19 protein-coding genes and 1 pseudogene are annotated in these 18113 nt (G+C 71.1%); 11 read left to right on the plus strand and 9 right to left on the minus strand.

Annotated features, from left to right (window positions below; translation table 11 throughout):
• Positions 1-259: 259 nt before the first annotated feature.
• From Pme01_RS23175 to Pme01_RS23200, 6 genes are read right to left on the minus strand one after another with little or no spacing between them, the layout of a single operon-like run.
• Complete coding sequence (locus tag Pme01_RS23175; RefSeq protein ID WP_168117345.1) at positions 260-934, minus strand: RraA family protein; 675 nt, start codon at positions 932-934, stop codon at positions 260-262.
• Positions 931-1614: an RraA family protein gene (locus tag Pme01_RS23180; protein ID WP_168117344.1), complete on the minus strand. Its 684-nt coding sequence runs from the start codon at positions 1612-1614 to the stop codon at positions 931-933. The genes Pme01_RS23175 and Pme01_RS23180 overlap by 4 nt, the downstream gene beginning before the upstream one ends.
• Complete coding sequence (locus Pme01_RS23185; protein WP_168117343.1) at positions 1614-2075, minus strand: MaoC family dehydratase; 462 nt, start codon at positions 2073-2075, stop codon at positions 1614-1616. Before Pme01_RS23185 ends, Pme01_RS23180 begins: the two co-directional genes overlap by 1 nt.
• Positions 2072-3727, minus strand: a complete 1656-nt coding sequence (locus tag Pme01_RS23190) for an AMP-binding protein (RefSeq protein WP_168117342.1) — start codon at positions 3725-3727, stop codon at positions 2072-2074. Before Pme01_RS23190 ends, Pme01_RS23185 begins: the two co-directional genes overlap by 4 nt.
• Positions 3724-4650: an amidohydrolase family protein gene (locus Pme01_RS23195; RefSeq protein WP_168117341.1), complete on the minus strand. Its 927-nt coding sequence runs from the start codon at positions 4648-4650 to the stop codon at positions 3724-3726. Before Pme01_RS23195 ends, Pme01_RS23190 begins: the two co-directional genes overlap by 4 nt.
• Positions 4647-5639 (minus strand): SDR family NAD(P)-dependent oxidoreductase, encoded by a 993-nt coding sequence (locus Pme01_RS23200; protein WP_168117340.1) that lies wholly within the window; start codon positions 5637-5639, stop codon positions 4647-4649. Before Pme01_RS23200 ends, Pme01_RS23195 begins: the two co-directional genes overlap by 4 nt.
• A 380-nt stretch (positions 5640-6019) precedes the next feature.
• Between Pme01_RS23200 and Pme01_RS23205 the strand changes: the two genes are divergently transcribed.
• From Pme01_RS23205 to Pme01_RS23245, 9 genes and pseudogenes are all read left to right on the plus strand, one after another.
• On the plus strand, positions 6020-7066 hold the full coding sequence (locus Pme01_RS23205; protein WP_203935819.1) for a PaaX family transcriptional regulator: 1047 nt from the start codon (positions 6020-6022) through the stop codon (positions 7064-7066).
• 578 nt (positions 7067-7644) lie between these two features.
• Positions 7645-8340, plus strand: a complete 696-nt coding sequence (locus tag Pme01_RS23210) for a nuclear transport factor 2 family protein (RefSeq protein WP_168117339.1) — start codon at positions 7645-7647, stop codon at positions 8338-8340.
• Positions 8337-9041, plus strand: coding sequence for an RraA family protein (locus Pme01_RS23215; RefSeq protein ID WP_239088406.1), 705 nt, complete (start codon positions 8337-8339; stop codon positions 9039-9041). The genes Pme01_RS23210 and Pme01_RS23215 overlap by 4 nt, the downstream gene beginning before the upstream one ends.
• Positions 9034-9429, plus strand: a complete 396-nt coding sequence (locus Pme01_RS23220) for a RidA family protein (protein ID WP_168117338.1) — start codon at positions 9034-9036, stop codon at positions 9427-9429. The genes Pme01_RS23215 and Pme01_RS23220 overlap by 8 nt, the downstream gene beginning before the upstream one ends.
• A complete protein-coding gene (locus tag Pme01_RS23225) occupies positions 9426-10445 on the plus strand; it encodes an amidohydrolase family protein (RefSeq protein ID WP_168117337.1) in 1020 nt (339 codons plus the stop codon). The genes Pme01_RS23220 and Pme01_RS23225 overlap by 4 nt, the downstream gene beginning before the upstream one ends.
• Positions 10446-10461: 16 nt before the next feature.
• A complete protein-coding gene (locus Pme01_RS23230) occupies positions 10462-12777 on the plus strand; it encodes an acyl-CoA dehydrogenase family protein (protein ID WP_168117336.1) in 2316 nt (771 codons plus the stop codon).
• An 83-nt stretch (positions 12778-12860) separates the two neighbouring features.
• On the plus strand, positions 12861-13130 hold the full coding sequence (locus tag Pme01_RS23235) for a DUF6412 domain-containing protein (RefSeq protein WP_168117335.1): 270 nt from the start codon (positions 12861-12863) through the stop codon (positions 13128-13130).
• 125 nt (positions 13131-13255) lie between these two features.
• Positions 13256-14041: pseudogene (gene yidC / locus Pme01_RS23240) on the plus strand (membrane protein insertase YidC); the annotation flags it as partial.
• 46 nt (positions 14042-14087) lie between these two features.
• On the plus strand, positions 14088-14507 hold the full coding sequence (locus tag Pme01_RS23245) for a DUF2267 domain-containing protein (RefSeq protein ID WP_168117333.1): 420 nt from the start codon (positions 14088-14090) through the stop codon (positions 14505-14507).
• A 111-nt stretch (positions 14508-14618) separates the two neighbouring features.
• Here the strand turns inward: Pme01_RS23245 and Pme01_RS23250 are convergent, their stop codons facing one another.
• Positions 14619-15197 (minus strand): nucleotidyltransferase family protein, encoded by a 579-nt coding sequence (locus Pme01_RS23250; protein WP_168117332.1) that lies wholly within the window; start codon positions 15195-15197, stop codon positions 14619-14621.
• A gap of 58 nt (positions 15198-15255) precedes the next feature.
• Between Pme01_RS23250 and Pme01_RS23255 the strand changes: the two genes are divergently transcribed.
• On the plus strand, positions 15256-15642 hold the full coding sequence (locus Pme01_RS23255; protein ID WP_168117331.1) for a VOC family protein: 387 nt from the start codon (positions 15256-15258) through the stop codon (positions 15640-15642).
• An 82-nt stretch (positions 15643-15724) separates the two neighbouring features.
• Entirely contained in the window at positions 15725-16960 is a 1236-nt protein-coding gene (locus tag Pme01_RS23260; protein WP_168117330.1) for a serpin family protein, read from the plus strand.
• Here Pme01_RS23260 and Pme01_RS23265 read toward each other — a convergent pair.
• Both Pme01_RS23265 and Pme01_RS31835 read right to left on the minus strand, forming a co-directional pair.
• On the minus strand, positions 16957-17559 hold the full coding sequence (locus Pme01_RS23265) for a hypothetical protein (RefSeq protein WP_239088407.1): 603 nt from the start codon (positions 17557-17559) through the stop codon (positions 16957-16959). The genes Pme01_RS23260 and Pme01_RS23265 overlap by 4 nt on opposite strands.
• A gap of 96 nt (positions 17560-17655) precedes the next feature.
• The gene (locus tag Pme01_RS31835; RefSeq protein WP_168117329.1) at positions 17656-17856 is read right to left on the minus strand and encodes a nucleoside-triphosphatase; all 201 of its coding nucleotides are present in this window, start codon (positions 17854-17856) and stop codon (positions 17656-17658) included.
• Between the last annotated feature and the right edge of the window lie 257 nt (positions 17857-18113).

Genomic DNA, 18113 nt, shown 5'->3' on the forward strand with positions numbered 1-18113 from the left:
CCTCAGGGAACGCTTGCGCCGAGGACGTCAGACGAACTGGCGATGGACCGAATGTTAGGCAGGTCACTGTCGACTGTCAACAGTTTGCCTATCGTTGCCACCGTTTCGATGCGCCGCTCGAACGCGGCGCACGTGCTGAAATGGCCGCGCGTGGGGTGGCTCGGTCGCCCGTTAGGTTTGCAACCACTCCGCAATCGAGACGCACTTTGATGACGCCTTGCAGAAGTATTGACTTACTAATGGGTAACAGCAGGGCGTGCTAGTCGGTAGCGGCAGGAGCGCCACCACGGCGCTGCAGCGTGTGGTAGCCCAGCCGGGCACGGGCCTGACGCAGCGACCCGCCCTCGATCGCCTCGGCCAGGATGGCCGCCTCCACGCGCTCGATCTCCAGCGCCTTCTCCAGCACCTCCGCCTCCCGGGCGGCCGGAACGGTCAGGACGCCGTCCGAGTCACCGAGGATCAGGTCACCGGGGCGCACCTGTACCCCGGCGATCGACACCGGCTTCTCGATGTCGGAGACCGCGACCCGGTCCTTGCCGGTACGCATGAAGTAGCCGCGGCTGTAGATCGGGTAGCCCGTCGTACGGGCCCGGTGGGTGTCCCGGCAGACGCCGTCGATGACGGTGCCGGCGACGCGCCGGGTCGAGGCGACCGCGGTCAGGATGTCCCCCCACACGGTGCAGTCCACCCGGCCGCCGTTGTCGAGCACCACCACGGCGCCCGGGGGCACGTCGTCGATGTAGTCGCCGACCGTGCCGGGCGGCACGCCGGTGGCCACGTACCGCACCGTGTACGCGCGGCCCAGCAGCCGCTGCCCCGGCGCCAGCGGCGCCAGGCCCAGCAGCTGCCCGGGGATGCCCAGCGCGTCGAGCGCGTCCGAGACCGCCGCGGTCGGTAACGCGGCGACCTCCTCAGGGAAAGATTGCCCGCTCATGTTGTGCCCTTCGGCGTCGGGAACTGCGAGTCGTGCATGACCTCGGCGACCGGCCGGCCGGAACGCACCGCGGCGACCATGGCGGCCTCCCGGGCGGCGATCCGCTCGGCCAGCTCCACCGCGGCCTCGGCGAGCTCGGCGGCCACGATGACGACGCCGTTGACGTCGCCGATCAGGTAGTCGCCGGAGCGCGCGGGGGCGCCGGCGACGGTGATCGGCTCGTCCATGGCGAGCTGCACGATGCGACCGCGCGCGCTGACCGGTACCACCGCCCGGCCGAACACCGGCAGGCCGAGCTGCTCGCTCTCGCCGATGTCGCGGCACGCGCCGTCGATGACCACGCCGGAGACGCCGGCCAGGGTCGCGGCGGTACTGAGGATGCCGCCCCAGCTGGAGACGTCCTCCCGGCCGCCGGCGTCGACCAGGATCACGTCACCGACGCCGGCATCTGCCAGCAGCGGGGTGGCCAGATGTACGGTCGGGCCGCTCTCCGGCTCCTTGGGGCCCACCCGCAGGGTACGGATCCGGCCGACCACGGTCCGCCGTACCGGCCAGAGTGGACGGATGCCGGTGAGCGCGCCGGCCGCGCCCAGCCCGTCGAGGGCGTCGGAGAGCGCGCACGAGTCCAACGCGGCCAACCGGGCGACCAGCGCCCGGTCGGCCGGGGTGGGGGCGTTCATCACACGTACTGCCGCAGCAGGATGGTGGCCACACAGCTCGGCTTGGCCTGCCCCTCCACCTCGAAGGTCAGCGTCACCGTCATCTGGACGCCGCCGGGGATCTCGGTGACCGAGTCGACCTTGCCGCCGCAGCGCAGCTTGCTGCCGACCGGGACCGGCGACGGGAAGCGCACCTTGTCGGTGCCGTAGTTGACGCCCATCGAGAAGCCCTCGATCTGGACGAGCTGCGGCAGGAACACCGGCGTGAGCGACAGCGTCAGGTAGCCGTGGGCGATGGTCTGCTTGAACGGGCCGGTGGCCGCCCGCTCCGGGTCGACGTGGATCCACTGGTGGTCGCCGGTGGCGTCGGCGAACAGGTTGACCTGCTCCTGGGTGACCTCGAGGTACGGGGTCCAGCCGAGGTCGCGGCCCTGCAGGGACAGCGCTCCCTCGACACCGCTGACGATGGTGGGCGTGCTCATGCTTCTCCTCCAGATGGGGACGGTGTTGCTTGCGAGGGTGTGGCGATCTGCTGGGCCCAGCGCAGGTCGGCCTTGCCGGCCGGGCTGCGCCGCAGCTCCGGTACGACGACGACCGATCGCGGGCACTTGTAGCCGGCGAGCTGGGTGTCGACGAAATCCCGCAGCTCCCGCTCGGTGGGCGGCTCCGGGTCGGAGGAGGCGACGACGGCCGCGACGCGGCTGCCCCACCGTTCGTCGCGGACGCCGACGACGTAGGCGTCGTCGACCTTGGGGTGGCGCAGCAGGACCTGCTCCACCTCCTCGGCGAAGACCTTCTCGCCGCCGGTGTTGATGACGCGGCTGTCGCGCCCCTTGAACACCAGCGCCCCGTCGGCCTCGATGGTGGCCAGGTCGCCGGGGGCGCAGTACCGCTGGCCGTCGATGTACCGGAACGTCTGCGCGGTCTTGTCCGGGTCGCCCTGGTAGCCGATCTCCTCGTCGGCCGGGGCGGCGAGCACGCCGACCTCGCCGGAGCCGGGTACCACGTCCCGCCCCTCCGGGGTGATCACCCGCGCGCCGGGGATCAGTTCGAAGCGCGAGGTGACGGTGTTCTCGCCGCGCCGGGTCAGCGAGATGGCGAACGGCCCGCCCTCGGAGGCGGCGACCACGTCCCGGCAGATGAAGTCGCCGTGCCGCAGCAGCCGCTCCTTGACGTCGGCGCTCCAGGTCACCCCGACGCTGACGATCCACTCCAGGGTGGACAGGTCGTAGGGCTCGCCCCGGTCGGCCGCGGCGTCGAGCGCGTCCGCCAGGGGCCGGGCGAAGACGTCACCCACGAGCGCCACGACGGTGGCGCCGTACTCGCCGATCAGACGGGCCAACTCGTCGGCGACGTACGACCGGGAGGTGAGGTACCCGACCGTGCCGCCGGCCAGCAGCGTCCCGAGGCTGCAGTACATGCCGGTGGAGTGCATCAGCGGCGGCGCGGGCAGCGTGACCATCCGTGGGCCCTCGTCGCGCAGCCTGCGGGTCAGCTCCGCCAGCTCGGCCAGCGACGTCGGCTTGTCCACCCCGATCAGCCCGTACCCGTTGGGCGACACGGCGTTGAACAGCCAGTTGTGCGTGGTCAGTACGCCCTTGGGCGCACCGGTCGTGCCACCGGTGTACATCAGCCAGTGGCCGCTCTCCCGGTCCGTGCGCGGCAACGGCCCGGTATCGGCGATCGCGTCGGCGTACGGGACCGCGCCCGCCGGCGCGGTGCTGATCCCGCCGTCGGACCCGGCCACCCGGATCAGCGTGCCCAGCTTCGGCAGCGCCGGCGCGACCGTGGCGATGCGCTCGTCCAGCGCGGCGTCGAACACCAGCGCCTCGGCACCGGCGTCGGTGAGCAGATGGGTCAGCTCCGCCTCGCGGTACCGGTAGTTCACGTTGAGCGGTACGCCGCCCAGCTTGAGCACGGCGAAGACGCTCTCGACGTACTCGGCGCCGTTGTAGAGCGCGATCGCGACCCGGGACTCGCGGCCCACGCCGCGGGCGGCGAGGTACCCGGCCAGCCGGGAGGCCCGCTCGTCCAGCTCGGCGAAGGTGACCGAGTGCGAGCCGTGGACGACGGCGGCCCGGTCGCCCATCACGTCGACCACGGTCTCCAGTACGGTCGCGAAGCTCTCCCTCACGGCGTCGCCTCCCCTCCGGATGTCCCGACGCCTCCCGTCTCGAGCCCGAAGAGCTTCACCGCGTTCTCCTTGAGGATGAGCGGCCGCACCTCCGGCTTGATGTTGATCTTTTCGAAGTCGCTCATCCAGCGCTCCGGCGTGATCACCGGGTAGTCGGAGCCGAACAGCACCTTGTGGCGCAGCAGCGAGTTGGCGTACTGGACGAGCTGCGGCGGGAAGTACTTCGGCGACCAGCCCGACAGGTCGATGTACACGCTCGGCTTGTGCGTCGCGACCGACAGCGCCTCGTCCTGCCAGGGGAACGACGGGTGGGCCAGGATGATCTTCATGTCGGGGAAGTCGACGGCCACGTCGTCGACGTACATCGGGTTCGAGTACTTGAGCCGGATGCCCCCGCCGCCGGGCGTGCCGGCGCCCACCCCGGTCTGTCCGGTGTGGAACAGGGCGATCAGCCCGTACTCGGCGATCACCTCGTACAGCGGGTACGCGACCCGGTCGTTGGGGTAGAACCCCATCGTGTTGGGGTGGAACTTGAACCCCTGTACGCCGTAGTCCTCGATGAGGCGCCGCGCCGCGCGCACCCCGGAGGCACCGCGCGCCGGGTCGATGCTCGCGAACGGGATGAGGACGTCGGCGTGCTCGGTCGCGAGCTCGGCGACCTCCTCGTTGGTGGGCACCATCTCGTCGGAGTCGGCCGCGCTGTCGACGCCGAACACGACGGCGGCCATCCGGCGCTCGCGGTAGTACGCCGCGATCTCGGGCACGGTGTGGCCGGTGACGCCGCCGGAGCCGAAGTAGTCCGACATCGACTCGAGCATCTCGTCGAGACCCTCGCCCGAGCGGGCCCGTACCGAGCGGTGCACGTGGGTGTGCACGTCGATGGCGGTCAGCGCGTCGATGTCCAGCCGCGACTTCCAGCTCATCGTCCCGCCTCCGGGCTCTTGTCCTTGTCGCCCTTGTCCTTGTCGCCCTTGTCGGCCGCGGGCTTGTCGGCCGCGGGCTTGTCGGCCCCCGGCGGCGGGCCCTGGTTGAGCTGGTGGAAGTCCTGCAGGTGCGGTTGGAACGTGGCGGGGAACGCCTCCGCGATCGTGTCGGCGGTCCAGCCGCCGTCGCGCACCGCCACCGCGACCTCGGTCGGGTGCGACCACAGCGCGATGCGGTCACCGCCGGCGCCGATGGCCTGGCCGGTCACGCCGGCGGCGGCGTCGGAGGCGAGGAAGACGACCACCGGGGCCACGTCCTCGGAGGCACCCAGGCCCGAGCGGCGCACCGCCGCCGGCAGCGGCCGGCCGGCCTCCGCGGCCTCGACGAGCGGGCCCATGCCCGGGATCGTCGCGACCATCCGGGTCAGGGCCACCGGGATGACGCCATTGACGGTGATGCCGTACCGCTGCGTCTCCGCGGCCCAGGTACGGACCAGTCCGACGATCGCCGCCTTGGCCGCCGAGTAGTTGGTCTGGCCGAAGCTCGCGCGCTGGCCGGCCGGTGAGCCGATCAGGATGAGCCGGCCGCCGCCGCCCTGCGCGCGAAACTGCGCCACCGCGGCCCGGCCGCAGGTGAACGTGCCCCGCAGGTGGGTGGAGATGACGGCGTCGAAGTCCTCGTCGGTCATCTTGTTCAGGGTGCGGTCGCGCAGCACGCCGGCGTTGGTCACCATGATGTCCAGGCGACCGAACTCCTTGACGGCGCGGCCCACGAGAGCGTCGGCACTCTCGGACGTACCGACCGCGCAGATCTCGGCGACCGCGGTGCCGCCGGCCTCCCGGATCTCCGTGACGGTCGCCTCGGCGACCTCCGCGTCCACGTCGTTGACCACGACCGCGGCTCCCGCGGCGGCCAGCGCCATGGCGTACGCGCGGCCCAGTCCCCGGCCGGCGCCCGTCACTACAGCGGATTTGCCCTCTAGTTGCATGCGCGTGTCCTCTCAAGCCGCGGGTCGGCGCAGCGATGGAAGCGATGGACGCGTCGAGCAGCCGCATCGGCCTCAGCGCGCCGGGTTGCTCAGGACATTAGTCAAATATATTTCGGTCGTCAACGATCTAACTTATTTGCCCTCATGGTGGGTATGCTGCGCAGGCGCACCGTCCCGACATCGGCTCAGCCGTCGTGTCGGGGACGCGTACGATGAGGGACGGTCCGTTCAGGGAGTTCGTTCGATCGACTGCCTGCTGACGCCCGTCAGCAGGACTTCTAAAGGTACGTGACCGGACCCGGCGCGGCGGGTAGTTCGCCGGCCGACGTCGCGAACTGATACCGCGAAGGACAATGCCGGTGACGCGTGGGGAGGGTCGCATGGCCGAGACCATGGACGATTTTGGTCCGGACGAGGGTGAACCCGCGACCTCGGGCGGAAATGGCCGCCGGGTGACCGTCCGCCCGCAGACGTACGTCCTGACCTTCTGCGGCATCCATCTGCTCGGCCGGCGGGAGGCCGTCTTCACCGGTAGCTTCATCGAGGTCCTGCGGCGGGTCAACGTCGCCGAGCACGCGGCGCGCTCCACCCTGGCCCGGATGGTCAAGCGCGGGCTGCTCGAGCGGCACCGCCAGGGCAAGAAGATCTACCTCGGGCTGAGCGACCGCGCCGCCGAGATCCTCGAACAGGGTGGCGCGCGAGCCTGGCAGACCCCGGTGAACCGGGACTGGGACGGAAACTGGACGCTGCTCGCCTTCTCCCTGCCCGAGACCCGGCGGGCCGACCGGCACCTGCTGCGCTCGCGCCTGCTGTGGGCCCGCTTCGGGCTGCTCCAGAACGGGCTGTGGATCGCCGCCTCCCACGTCGACGTACCGCGACTGCTGGACGGGCTCGACGTCCTCGACCACGTCAGCGCCTTCCAGGCCACAACGCTGCCGCCGACCCAGGCCACGCAGCTCATCCACGAGGCGTGGAACCTCGACGCCCTGCGGCAGCGCTACGACGAGTTCCTCGACCGGTGGGACCATCCCACGCCGATGCCCGACGCCGAGGACGACCTGGCCCGCCAGCTCTGCCTGGCCAGTGACTGGCTGGTCCTCCACCGCGAAGACCCCCGGCTGCCGCTGGAACACCTGCCCGCCGACTGGCCCGCGGTACGCGCCGAGCACGTCGCGCTGCGGCTGCGACGCGCCTACGTGGACACTGCGCAGCTGGTGGCCGACACCGTGCTCGACCGCATCGTGCTGGAGCCGGGCCGGCAGCCCGAGCCGGAGCCACAGTCGGAGGCGCGGTCGGAGGCGCGGTCGGAGGCGCGGTCGAAGGCGCAGTCGGAGGCGCAGTCGGAGCCGCGAAGCCGGACCGGCGCCCGTCGCGGGGGCCGGTCCGGGGCCACGACGGTGCCGGGCCCGCGCCCGGCCGTTTCCTGACCCTTTCCTCTCCAGTGGTCCCCCGTGCCCGGAGCGCTGAGCGCGCCGGGCGCAGACGAACCGTGCCCGGCGCGCTCAGCGCTCCGGCTCCGCCTCATGCGTGCCTGGCGCTCCGCGCCGTGCGTGCCTGGCGCTCCGCGCCGTGCACGGGTGCACACGCCTCCCGCTAAATCGGCAAGCTCTTGACGCTCGTCACCGCTTCGCATACTGTTTTGACGATCGGTGATTGGTCACCGTCGACCGGGCGATGAGCACCTGCTCGAACCGAGCAGCGGCGCTCGCCGCGCGGCCCTCCACACACACTGATGCAACCTCAGCAAGGTCGTCGTTCGATTGACGGTCGTCGCAAGCTCGCATCTCATCCAGCCTGCGTCGACCACACCGTCGGTCGCCTTGACCGTCGGCCGGCTTGACCGTCGCAAGCCTGACAGCGTCGCAAGTCCGGCACCGTCGCAAGCCTGCCGGAGTCGCAAGTCCGGCACCGTCGCAAGCCTGAAGGAGTCGCCGGCGACCCCGGCACACCACCCGAGGCAGGCGCGCACCGCGCCGCTCGCCCCGCCGCAGGAGATGGGATACCCATGACGAGCAGCACCGAGAACACGCCCGACACCGCGGCCCTGCACCAGCGGATCGCCGACCTGGAGCACCGCCTGGGCGTCGTCGAGGACATTCAGGCGATCGAGCGCCTGCAGTTCCAGTACGGCTACTACCTGGACAAGACCTACTACGACCAGGTGGTCGACCTGTTCGCCGACAACGACCCCGAGGTTCACTTCCTGCACGGCATCTGGCGGGGCAAGGAAGGCGTGCGCCGCCTCTACGGCGGACGCTTCAAGACGAAGTTTGCCGGCGGGCAGAACGGCCCCCGGTACGGCCAGTTGCTCGACCACCCGCAACTGCAGCCGGTGGTCACCGTCGCTCCGGACCGGCAGAGCGCCAAGGCGCGCGTCCGCTCGGTCATGCAGGCCGGTACCCACGAGAGCCAGCCGGGCTTCCGCCAGTGGTGGGAGGGCGGCATCTACGAGAACAGCTACGTGCGCGAGAACGGGCAGTGGCGGATCAAAGTGCTCAACTGGCGGGCGCAGTGGCAGGGGCAGTTCGACCAGGGCTGGTCGCGGACGCCGCTGGAGTACGACGGCTACATCACCGAGCTGTACCCCGCCGACCCGCACGGACCCGACGAGATCGTCGCGGACTGGAAGATGTTCCCGCACACCGAGACCGTCCCCTTCCACTACACCCACCCGGTCACCGGCGAGGACGTCACCAAGTGACCAGTGTGGACAATCGTGCCGGCGCAGCCGCTGACCGCGGCGGCGCCGGCGCGTCCTCGTTCACCGGGGACGCTGACGCGTCCGTCAGCGGGCGCGCGGCCCGGCAGGGCGCGGCGACGCTGCACGAGGCCGCCGGCCGGATCGGCGCGCTGCCATCGCGGTTCCGCCCCGTCGACCCGGCCCTGCGCCTCGCCGGGCCGGCCTTTCCGGTGCTCTGCCCGGTGGGCGACAACCTGTGGCTGCACCGTGCGATCTACGCGGCCAGCCCCGGCGACGTCCTGGTCGTGCAGACCGGTCTCGGTGAGGAGTACGGCTACTGGGGCGAGATCACGACCGTAGCGGCGCAGGAGCGCGGCCTGGCCGGCCTCGTCATCGACGGCGGGGTACGCGACTGCGAACGCATCAGCGACCTGGGCTTCCCGGTCTTCTCCGCCGTCCGCTCCATCCGCGGCACGCTCAAGGACCACACCAGGCCCGGTGCGCTGGGCGCCCCGGTACTGCTGGGCGACGTGCTCGTCCGGCGCGGTGACCTCGTGGTCGGTGACGCCGACGGCGTGGTCGCCCTGCCCGCCGACCGGGTCGAGGAGGTGCTCGCCGCCGGCGAGGAACGGGAACGCAAGGAGGCCGACGTGCTGGCGCGACTGCGGGCTGGCGAGTCCACCCTGGACATATACGGTTGGAGGGGATCGGGGGATGAGTAACCGGCGCTCCATCGAGATCGAGGGCCTGCACCACGGCGGCGCGCCGATCCCCCAGGCCTGCCTGGTCGGGCCGCTGCTGGTCTCCAGCGGGATCCTGGGCCAGGACCCGGCCGGCGGGCGGGTCCCTGAGGACCTCACCGAGCAGGTCGCGCACGTGTTCGCGAACATCGGCCGGGTTCTCGACGCGGCCGGCGGAAGCGTCGCCGACATCGCGAAGCTGACCTTCTTCGTCCGCGACCGGGCCAGCCGCGAGGCGATCAACGCCGAGTGGCTGCGGATGTTCCCCGACCCGGCGGACCGGCCCGCGCGGCACACGCTCGTACAGGAGCTGCCGCCGACCATCCACGTGCAGTGCGAGTTGATCGCCTACCTCGGAGGAGTCTCATGATTGTCGACAGCCACGCCCATCTCGTCGCTCCCGAGGTCTTCTACGCCTACCGGGCCCAGCTGATCGGCTCCGGCGGGTACCACAAGAACGGGCACGGCATCACCGACGACATGCTGGCCGAGTCCGCGGCGCAGAACATCGCGATCATGGACGGCGTCGGTACCGACGTGCAGTTCATCTCGCCCCGGCCGTTCCAGCAGATGCACTCGTTCGAGCCGCAGGCCATCGTGCACCGCTGGATCGCCGCGAACAACGAGCTCATCGCCCGTACCGTTCAGATGCACCCGGACCGCTTCGCCGGCGTCGCGGGCCTGCCGCTGTGCGCCGGCACCCCGGTCGAGTCCTGCCTACCCGAGCTCAACCGGGCCGTGGAGGAGCTGGGCTGCGTCGGGGTGAGCGTCAACCCCGACCCGTACGAGGGCAAGGGCCACACCCCCACCCTCGGCGACCGCTTCTGGTACCCGCTGTACGAGCGCCTCGTCGAGCTGGACGTACCAGCGATGATCCACTCGGCCGGCTGCTACAACGGGCGGGAGGTCTACAGCGACCACTTCATCACCGAGGCGTCGATCGCGGTCATGTCGCTGATGCGCTCCGACGTGTTCCGGGACTTCCCCACCCTGAAGCTGATGATCTCGCACGGCGGCGGCTCGGTCCCCTACCAGATCGGCCGGTGGCAGGCCGCCCGGCTCAGCCGCGGACTGGGCGACGGCCCGGATGCCGAGCGCTTCGAGGTCTCGCTGCGCCGGCTCTGGTTCGACACCGTGCTCTACAACAAGGAATCGCTGGAGCTGCTGTTCAAGGTCGTCGGGCCGGACCGGTGCCTGTTCTCCACGGAGAAGCCGGGCAGCGGTTCGGTGGTCGACCCGGCGACCGGCCAGTGGTTCGACGACCTCAAGCCGGTCATCGAGAGCATCGACACGCTGACCGACGAGGACCGGCACGCGATCTTCGAGGGCAACGCCCGCGCGTTCTTCCCCCGTTGGAAGGCGCCGACCACCCCGGCCGCCTCGTGACCACCTCCGCCGCCTCGTGACCGCGCCGGCCTCCGCCAACGGCACGACCGCGCTCACCGCCGACGAGCTGGTCCAGCTCCGCGACGCGGTCCGCGGAACGCTCGAACGGCTCTGGCCGGCGCCCACCGCGGCCAGCTCGGTTGAGGCCGGCCCGGTTGAGGCCGGCTCGGTCGAGGCCGGCCCGGTTGAGGCCGGCCCGGTTGAGGCCGGGTCGGCGCTGGCCGCCGTCTGGTACGCGGCCGCCGCTCAAGGCTGGACCGGTCTCGCGGCGGACGACGCCCTGGACGCCGCCGTCGTCGTCTGCCGCGAACTCGGCCGGCTGGCCTGCCCGCTCCCGCTGATGGACGCCTACGTGGCCGTCCGGATGCTGGCCGGCCACGGTAATTCCGGCCACGGTAATTCCGGCCACGGTAATTCCGGCCACGGTAATTCCGGCCACGATGACTCCCGCCACGATATTTCCGGGCACGGTGACGCCGGCCACGGCGAGGTGATCGACTCGATCGCCGCCGGCACGGTACGGCCCATCGTCGGGTCGGCCGACGACGACGGCGTGGTACGCCACCTCGACGGCGCACAGCCGGCCACCCACGTCCTGCTGCTCCCCCGCCGATCCGGCGACCCCGTCGAGCTGCGCCCGATCGCCACCCGCACGCCCACCCCCGGGCTGGCCGTACCGGCCTGGTGCTCGGCCGTACCGGGCGGCCCTGCACTGGTCCGGTTCGCGCCGGACCCGGGCGCGGTCGACGAGGCCCGGGCCCTGCTGCGGCTGGGGCTGGTCACCCGCGCCATGGCCGCCGCCGAGCGCGCGAACGAACTCGCCATCGAGCACGCCACGGTACGGCACCAGTTCGGCCGTCCCGTCGGCTCGTTCCAGGCCGTCTCGCACCGCTGTGTCAACGGTGTCATCGACGCGACCACGCTGCGCCGGCTCGTCGACGAGGCGGTACGGGCGTACCTGAGCGGCGTACCGTGGCTGCTCGCCGCCGAACTGGCCGTGACCTTCGGTGTGACCGCCGCTCCGCGCGTGCAGTTCGGCGCTCACCACACGCTCGCCGCCGTTGGGTACTTCGAGGAGCACCCGGCGCCCTGGCTGTTCCGCCGCGTACACGCCGACACCACCCGGGTCGCGGGCTACCCGCTCGACGCCGGTGAGCCGGCCGATCTGCTGCTGGAGAACGGCGCCGGGCTGCCGCCGCTGGACCTCGGCCCGGAAGCGGAGGCGTTCCGCGCCGAGGTGCTCACCTTCCTCGACGAGTACGCGAAGGCGCACGGCGACGATGCGACCACGGACGATGCCAGCATGGTCGAGGCGCTGGCGGCCCGCGGCTACCTCGCGCCCGGTTTTCCCACCCGGTACTCCGGCCGCGACGCGTCGATCGACGAGCGCATCGTGCTCAGCCAGGAGCTGGGGTACCGCGACATCGCGATGACCGCCCGCACCGCCGTGGACATGCTCGGCCCGGCCATCGCCCGGCACGGTACCGAGGAGCAGAAGAGCCGGTTCCTGCCGATGCTGGCGCAGGGCCGGCTGCCGTTCTACCTCGGCTACTCCGAGCCGGAGACCGGCTCGGACCTCGCCCGGCTGCGTACCCGCGCGGTCCGCGACGGCGACGAGTGGGTGATCAACGGCGTCAAGATGTGGGGTACCGGTGGTGACGCCGCCCAGTGGGTGTGGCTCGCGGCGCGCACCGACCCGGACGCGTCGCCGCACGCGGGGTTGACGGTGTTCCTGTTCCCGACCGGCCTGCCAGGCTGGAGCCGGCAGGACCACACCTCCCTGGCCGGCCACGTGTCGTGCTCGACCTTCTTCGACGACGTACGCGTACCGGACAGCGCCCGCATCGGCGAGGTCAACGGCGGGTGGCGGGTGCTGACCGAGGCGCTGGCCCACGAGCGGATCGCCATCGCGTCCGGTACCGCCCGGCTGTACCGCCAGTTCGACGCGCTCCTGGAGCTCGCCCGGCGCGACCCCGTCGGGGTCGTCGGCCCGCGTGGTTCGGCGTCCCGGCGGCGCATCTCCGAACTCGCCGCCCGGATGCAGGCCGCCCGGACGCTGGCGAGCTCCGGCGCGCAGGCCACGCTGGCCGGCGGTGGCATCAGCGTCGAGGCGCCGATGGCGAAGATCGTCGGTAGCGAGCTGGAGGAGGACCTCGGTACCGCGGTACTCCAGCTCCTGGGGCCCGCCGCCGCGCTGGCCACCGGCGAGCGCGTGCCGGAGCACCACAGCTTCGAGTACACGCTGCGGTTGTCGGTCATGAGCGTGGTCGCCGGCGGTACCAACGACATCCAGCGCAACCTCATCGCCCGCGCGCTGGGCCTGCCGCGCTGACCAACCGGCTTGTACGCCGGCTGTCTTGTACCCCGGCTGCCTTGTACCCCGGCTGCCTTGTACCCCGGCTGTATGGTGACAGCGTGATCTGGGTCGGCTCGCTCTGGCACCTGGTCGGCGTGCTGACCGAGGTCGGACCGACCGGTCTGCTCGTCGGCACCGGTGTCCTGCTGACCGCCATCCTCGCCGCCCGGGTGCTGCTCGGGCGGGTCGTCGCCGACCCCCGCCCGCAGGTCACCGGACGGGTCCTGCGAGAGCACGCCGAACGTACCGGCATCCCACGACATCGCGACCCCGACGCCTCGGGCCGGTCGCGCCCCAGAGCGCCGACAGCGACCCTCGCGGTCGCCTGAGCGCTCTCTCTTTCTTCCTTACCGCTCACCTTTCGCTCACCGGCGGCCGCCTCCGACTGTCCACAGTGCAGGTTCGATCCCGAAGCGACAGGAGCCGTCCGGTGAGTACCCCCTTCAGTCCTCTGATGGCAGTGATCTACGAGGCCATCTCCGCGATCCTGCTGTTCTGGCACGCCGTCTGGCACAAGGTGCTCGGCAGCGCCAGTTGGCTGGCCACCAACTGGTCGTGGGTGCTCGGCATCATCTTCCTGGTCATCACCGTCCGGGCGATCCTCTTCCCGGTCTTCGTCAAGCAGATCAAGTCGCAGCGGGCGATGCAGGCGCTCCAGCCCAGGGTCAAGACGTTGCAGGAGAAGCACAAGGGCGACCGGGAGACGCTCCAGCAGGAGCTGATGAAGCTGTACCGGGAGGAGAAGGTCAACCCGCTGATGGGCTGCCTGCCCATGCTGGTCCAGATCCCGGTCTTCTTCGGCCTGTTCCACGTGCTGCGCCACCTCACGCCGACGATGCCCGAGGCGAAGCGGACGCTGTACGGCTGGACGCTCGGCCAGTTCAACGATGCGTCGCACGCCAAGCTGTTCGGCGCCCCGATCGCGGCCAGTTTCCACTCCTCGCCGCACGAGCTGTCCCTGCTCGGGGCCAATGGCACCACGGTCAAGGTCGCCGCCGCCATCCTGATCGCCGCCATGATCGCCACGACGTTCCTCACCAGCCGTCAGATGATCCTCAAGACCGGCTGGGCCGAGGACCCGCAGCAGCGGATGGTGCAGCGGCTGATGCTGTACGGCATCCCGTTCTCGCTGCTCATCTCGGGTTACGTCTTCCCGATCGGTGTGGTCACCTACTGGGTGACACAGAACCTCTTCTCGCTGGGGCAGCAGATGTGGGTGCTGCGCAAGTACCCGTCACCGAGCCCGACGGGCGTTTGACCGGAGGGCGGCCGGGTAGAGCCGCCCGGTGGAGTACAGCGAGTTCCTGGACCGGGTCTCCGCCCGCGCCCGGCTGTCCCCCGAACTCGCCGAGCGGCTGACCCGCGCGGTGCTCCGCACGCTCGCCGAGCGCATCGACTCCGGAGAGGCGGACGACCTGGCCGGGTACCTGCCCGAGCAGGTGCGCGGGTACCTGGTCAAGGACCGCATCTCGGCCGAAGGCTTCACGCTGCCCGAGTTCGTCCGCCGGGTCCAGCTGCGCGCCGAGGTCGACCCGGTCAGAGCCGAGAACGCCGTCCGAGCCGTGCTGAGCGTCCTGCACGACGCCGTCGAGGAGGCCGAGTGGGCCGAGCTGATGGCACAGCTGTCACTCGACTTCCGGGGGCTGTTCGAGGCGGCGCCGGGCAGCGGCCCCGGCGGTCCGTCGGCGCCGCCCGGTAGCCGGTAGCCGGTAGCGCGCGCCACCTTCCCCGGATGTCGGCGGCGGAAGGTAGCGTCCGCCGCGTGGCCCCGCTGCATCAGCGAAATCTCGCCGGCTGTCCCGGCACGGACGACACGATCATGGCGGAATGACCCGTACCGCCGGCCACCGTTCGGCGGGCCGGTGGCGGGCGAGCCGGTCGAGGGACACCCGCAGGCTGGCACGACGGGGATTGCGGCGCCACACGCCGGCCAGCAGATCGGCCAGCCCCAGCGGAGCGCACACCTCGATCCCGCCGGCCGGATCCAGCCGTACCGCCACCGCGGTAGCGGTCTCGGGCCAGGTGGCGACCGCGTCGGCGACCGACGAGAAGGGCTGGACCGGGTCGCCGCCGAACTTTCCGGCGTACCAGGTGTGCACGGCGGCCTGGTTGCGGGCCTGCCATGGCACATCGGGCCGGGCGTGCGCCAGTACCCGGGTTGCCTGTTCGTCCCGGTCACGGCCAAGGTCGGCCGGGTCGAAGAAGACCACGTCGACGTCGTTGACCTCGCCGGGGTCGAACCCCGGCCCGTACAGCCGACCCCAGACGAGGTCGCGGACGGCGCCGGCGCCGACCCAGGCGTCCGGCAGACCGGACTCGCGCACCGTCTCCAGGACCCGCAGCAGCCACTCGCAGGAACCGACGATGTGACGCAGGCGGTCGATGTCGGGGGTCATCCCGGCACCCTATGCCGGCGGTACGTTGGAATCAGCACGGAGAAGGAGGCGCTCCACGATGTCAGTTCAGTTGAACCACACCATCGTCGCGGCCCGCGACAAGAAAACGTCCGCCGACTTCCTGGCCACGATCCTGGGGCTGCGCGTCGGCGCACCCTTCGGCCCGTTCATTCCGGTCGAGACCGGCAACGGCGTCACGCTGGACTTCATGAACAGCGACGCCGGGCCGATCCCCTCGCAGCACTACGCGTTCCTGGTGTCGGAGGAGGAGTTCGACACCATCTTCGGGCGGATCAGGCAGGCCGGGATCGCCTACTACGCCGATCCCGGTCACCACGTGGTCGGTCAGATCAACCACGACGACGGCGGTCGTGGTGCCTACTTCGAGGACCCGAACGGGCACAACCTGGAGATCATCACCCGCCCCTACGGCAGCGGCGGCTGACCGGGTGTACGCGCCTGACACAGTGCTTGTCATGACCCGGTGCTTGTCGTGACACAGTGCTTGTCGTGACACAGTGGGGTCCATGACCACGACAACGGCCGGCTTGTACCGCCCGCTGGCGGGCTATGCCGAGACGCTGCACGCCACCGCAGGTTGGTCCCACCACGTCGCTTCCCCGTTAGGGGCATGGCTGGTACTCGCACTGTGCGCCCCGGCGAGCAGCGGCACGACCCGCGACGAGCTGACCCGCGTCCTCGGTACCGACGCGGACACGGCCGCCGCCGCAGCGGCGGACCTGCTGGGCAACCGGCATCCGCTCGTGATGGCGGCGGCGGGGCTGTGGTACCGGGAGGGCGGTGGGACGCAGGCGCTCGCGGACTGGCTCGCGCGGCTGCCGGACCAGGTCGAGACCGGCGACCTGCCCAGCCAGGCGCAGCTCGACGCGTGGGCCGACCGGAACACCGACGGGCTGATCGACCGCTTCCCGCTGAAGCTGAGGCCGGAGACGGTCCTCGTCCTGGCCACCGCGCTGGCGACCCGGGTGTCCTGGCAACGCCCGTTCGACGTCGTACCGGCCACCGCCCTCGGCCCGGCCAGCGCCTGGGCCGGACAGGTCGACCGGGTGCTGCACACCCCGGACGGCCCCGGCCACACCCAGTACATCGCCACGAGCAGCCGGGCCGGCGACGTCGCGGTCCACACCGCGCACGCGCGGGGCGGGCTGCTTGTCACGTCGGTCGCGGCCACCCCCGAGGTACCGACCCCGGACGTGCTCGCCGCCGCGTACGAGCTGGCCCACGCTGCTGCCACCGGCGGGTCGGTGGCGCGGCACTCACTCTTCGAGCTGCCGTTGGGCGATACGCCACTGTGGACGCTGACCGAGCGGACCGCGCCGGTGAAGGCGCCGGACGGCCGCGAGGAACGGTGCACCGCCGTGCTGCCGGCCTGGTCGGCGCGCAGCCAACACCAGCTCGAACACGACGAGCTCGGCTTCCCCGCCGCCGCGCGGACGCTGGCGGAGGTGCTCGGGCTGCCCGCGTACGGATACGAGGCGAGGCAGTCCGCCGTGGCCCGGTACAGCAGGGAGGGATTCGAGGCGGCCGCGGTGACCGGAATGATGGAGCTGACCAGCTTCACGCCGCCGCGCGAGGGCGTCGTCCGGACCGCCGAGCTGCGGTTCGGCCACCCGTACGCGGTGGTCGCCGTCGCCGTCGACGAAGACCGCCTCGGCGGCGCACCCGGTCCGTGGCACGGCCTGCCGGTCTTCTCCGCCTGGGTGGCGGAGGTGGAGGACGCCGAGGAAGACGATCCTCGCTAGCGAGTTGTAGTGCGCGTACGCCACCCCGCGAACTGCTCGGGCGTCCGAACGCCGTCGTCCAGCACGGATCGGTAGACGTCGTAGCTGCGTACGGTCCGGCCGTACTCGGGGCTGTCCGCCCACGCCTCCTTGATCCGCAGGATCGCCACCCGAAGGTCGAGAGTCAGTCGTGGCGGTATCACTCGCAGGTGGGCGAGGTCAGGCTGGCGTTCGGGCTCGTCGACGAACCAGATGTCCAGGGTCCAGTCACGCCCCTGCGGAGACCGGTACCGCAGACCGAGGTAGAGACCGTCCGGGTACGCCGGATCGGTGTTCCACACGCCCGTGTCGTCGCGGAACTGGACCTGCCGTACGCGCGGGTGTACCGCCAGCCGCGCGCCGATCTGCGCCACCGCCCCGGTCGTCGCCGCGTCGAGCGCTGGGCACACCACTGTGACGTCCAGGTCCCGGCGGACCATCAGGCCGAGGGCGGCGCTGCCCACGCGTACGGGGTCACCGACGGCGGGCAGCAATTCGTCCAGGTGCAGGTCGGCACTTATTGCGTCCGCCTCGGCCCGCAGTTCGTCCTGCTGCCGCAGGAGTTCGTCGGTCGTCATCATGGCTCGATCGTCGTCATGGCTCGATCGTCGTCATGGCTCGATCGTCGTCATGGCTCGATCGTCGTCATGGCCTCGATATTCGCACAACTCACGCATCTACGCGGGCGCGTGATCGTCCGGTAGCGTGCGCCCGCCTGACCCGACCGGCCGGGCGCCCGGCTCACGCCCGGTCACGAACCCACCGACCGGCAGGCGATGTTCTTGGAGGAGCTGTACCAGCCGACCGATGGTGGTGCTCTTACCGACCCCGGGTGGCCCGGTCAGCAGAAGCCTCGGTGGGACGGCCAGGCGTGACACGCGGCTACCTCCCAGCCTCGTACCACTCGACGACCGGCATCGCGTGCCCCATCTCGCTGACTCTGCGGGCAGCCGTGGTCCCCCGACCTTTCGCTCGGCACGCTGGTGGTCCGCACCACGTCACGTAGAGCATCCTAGGATGAAAGTGTGGCGCTGGCTTGCCCTGCGGCTGTACCGCTGGTGGTCGCGCACATCCGGTCCTACTCGCGTCGGTGGTAGCGGTTTCGTCGGGGTTGTTGCTGCGGGTCGATGTGGGC

Origin of the sequence: Planosporangium mesophilum (assembly GCF_016863255.1) — a bacterium.
Classification (GTDB): domain Bacteria; phylum Actinomycetota; class Actinomycetes; order Mycobacteriales; family Micromonosporaceae; genus Planosporangium; species Planosporangium mesophilum.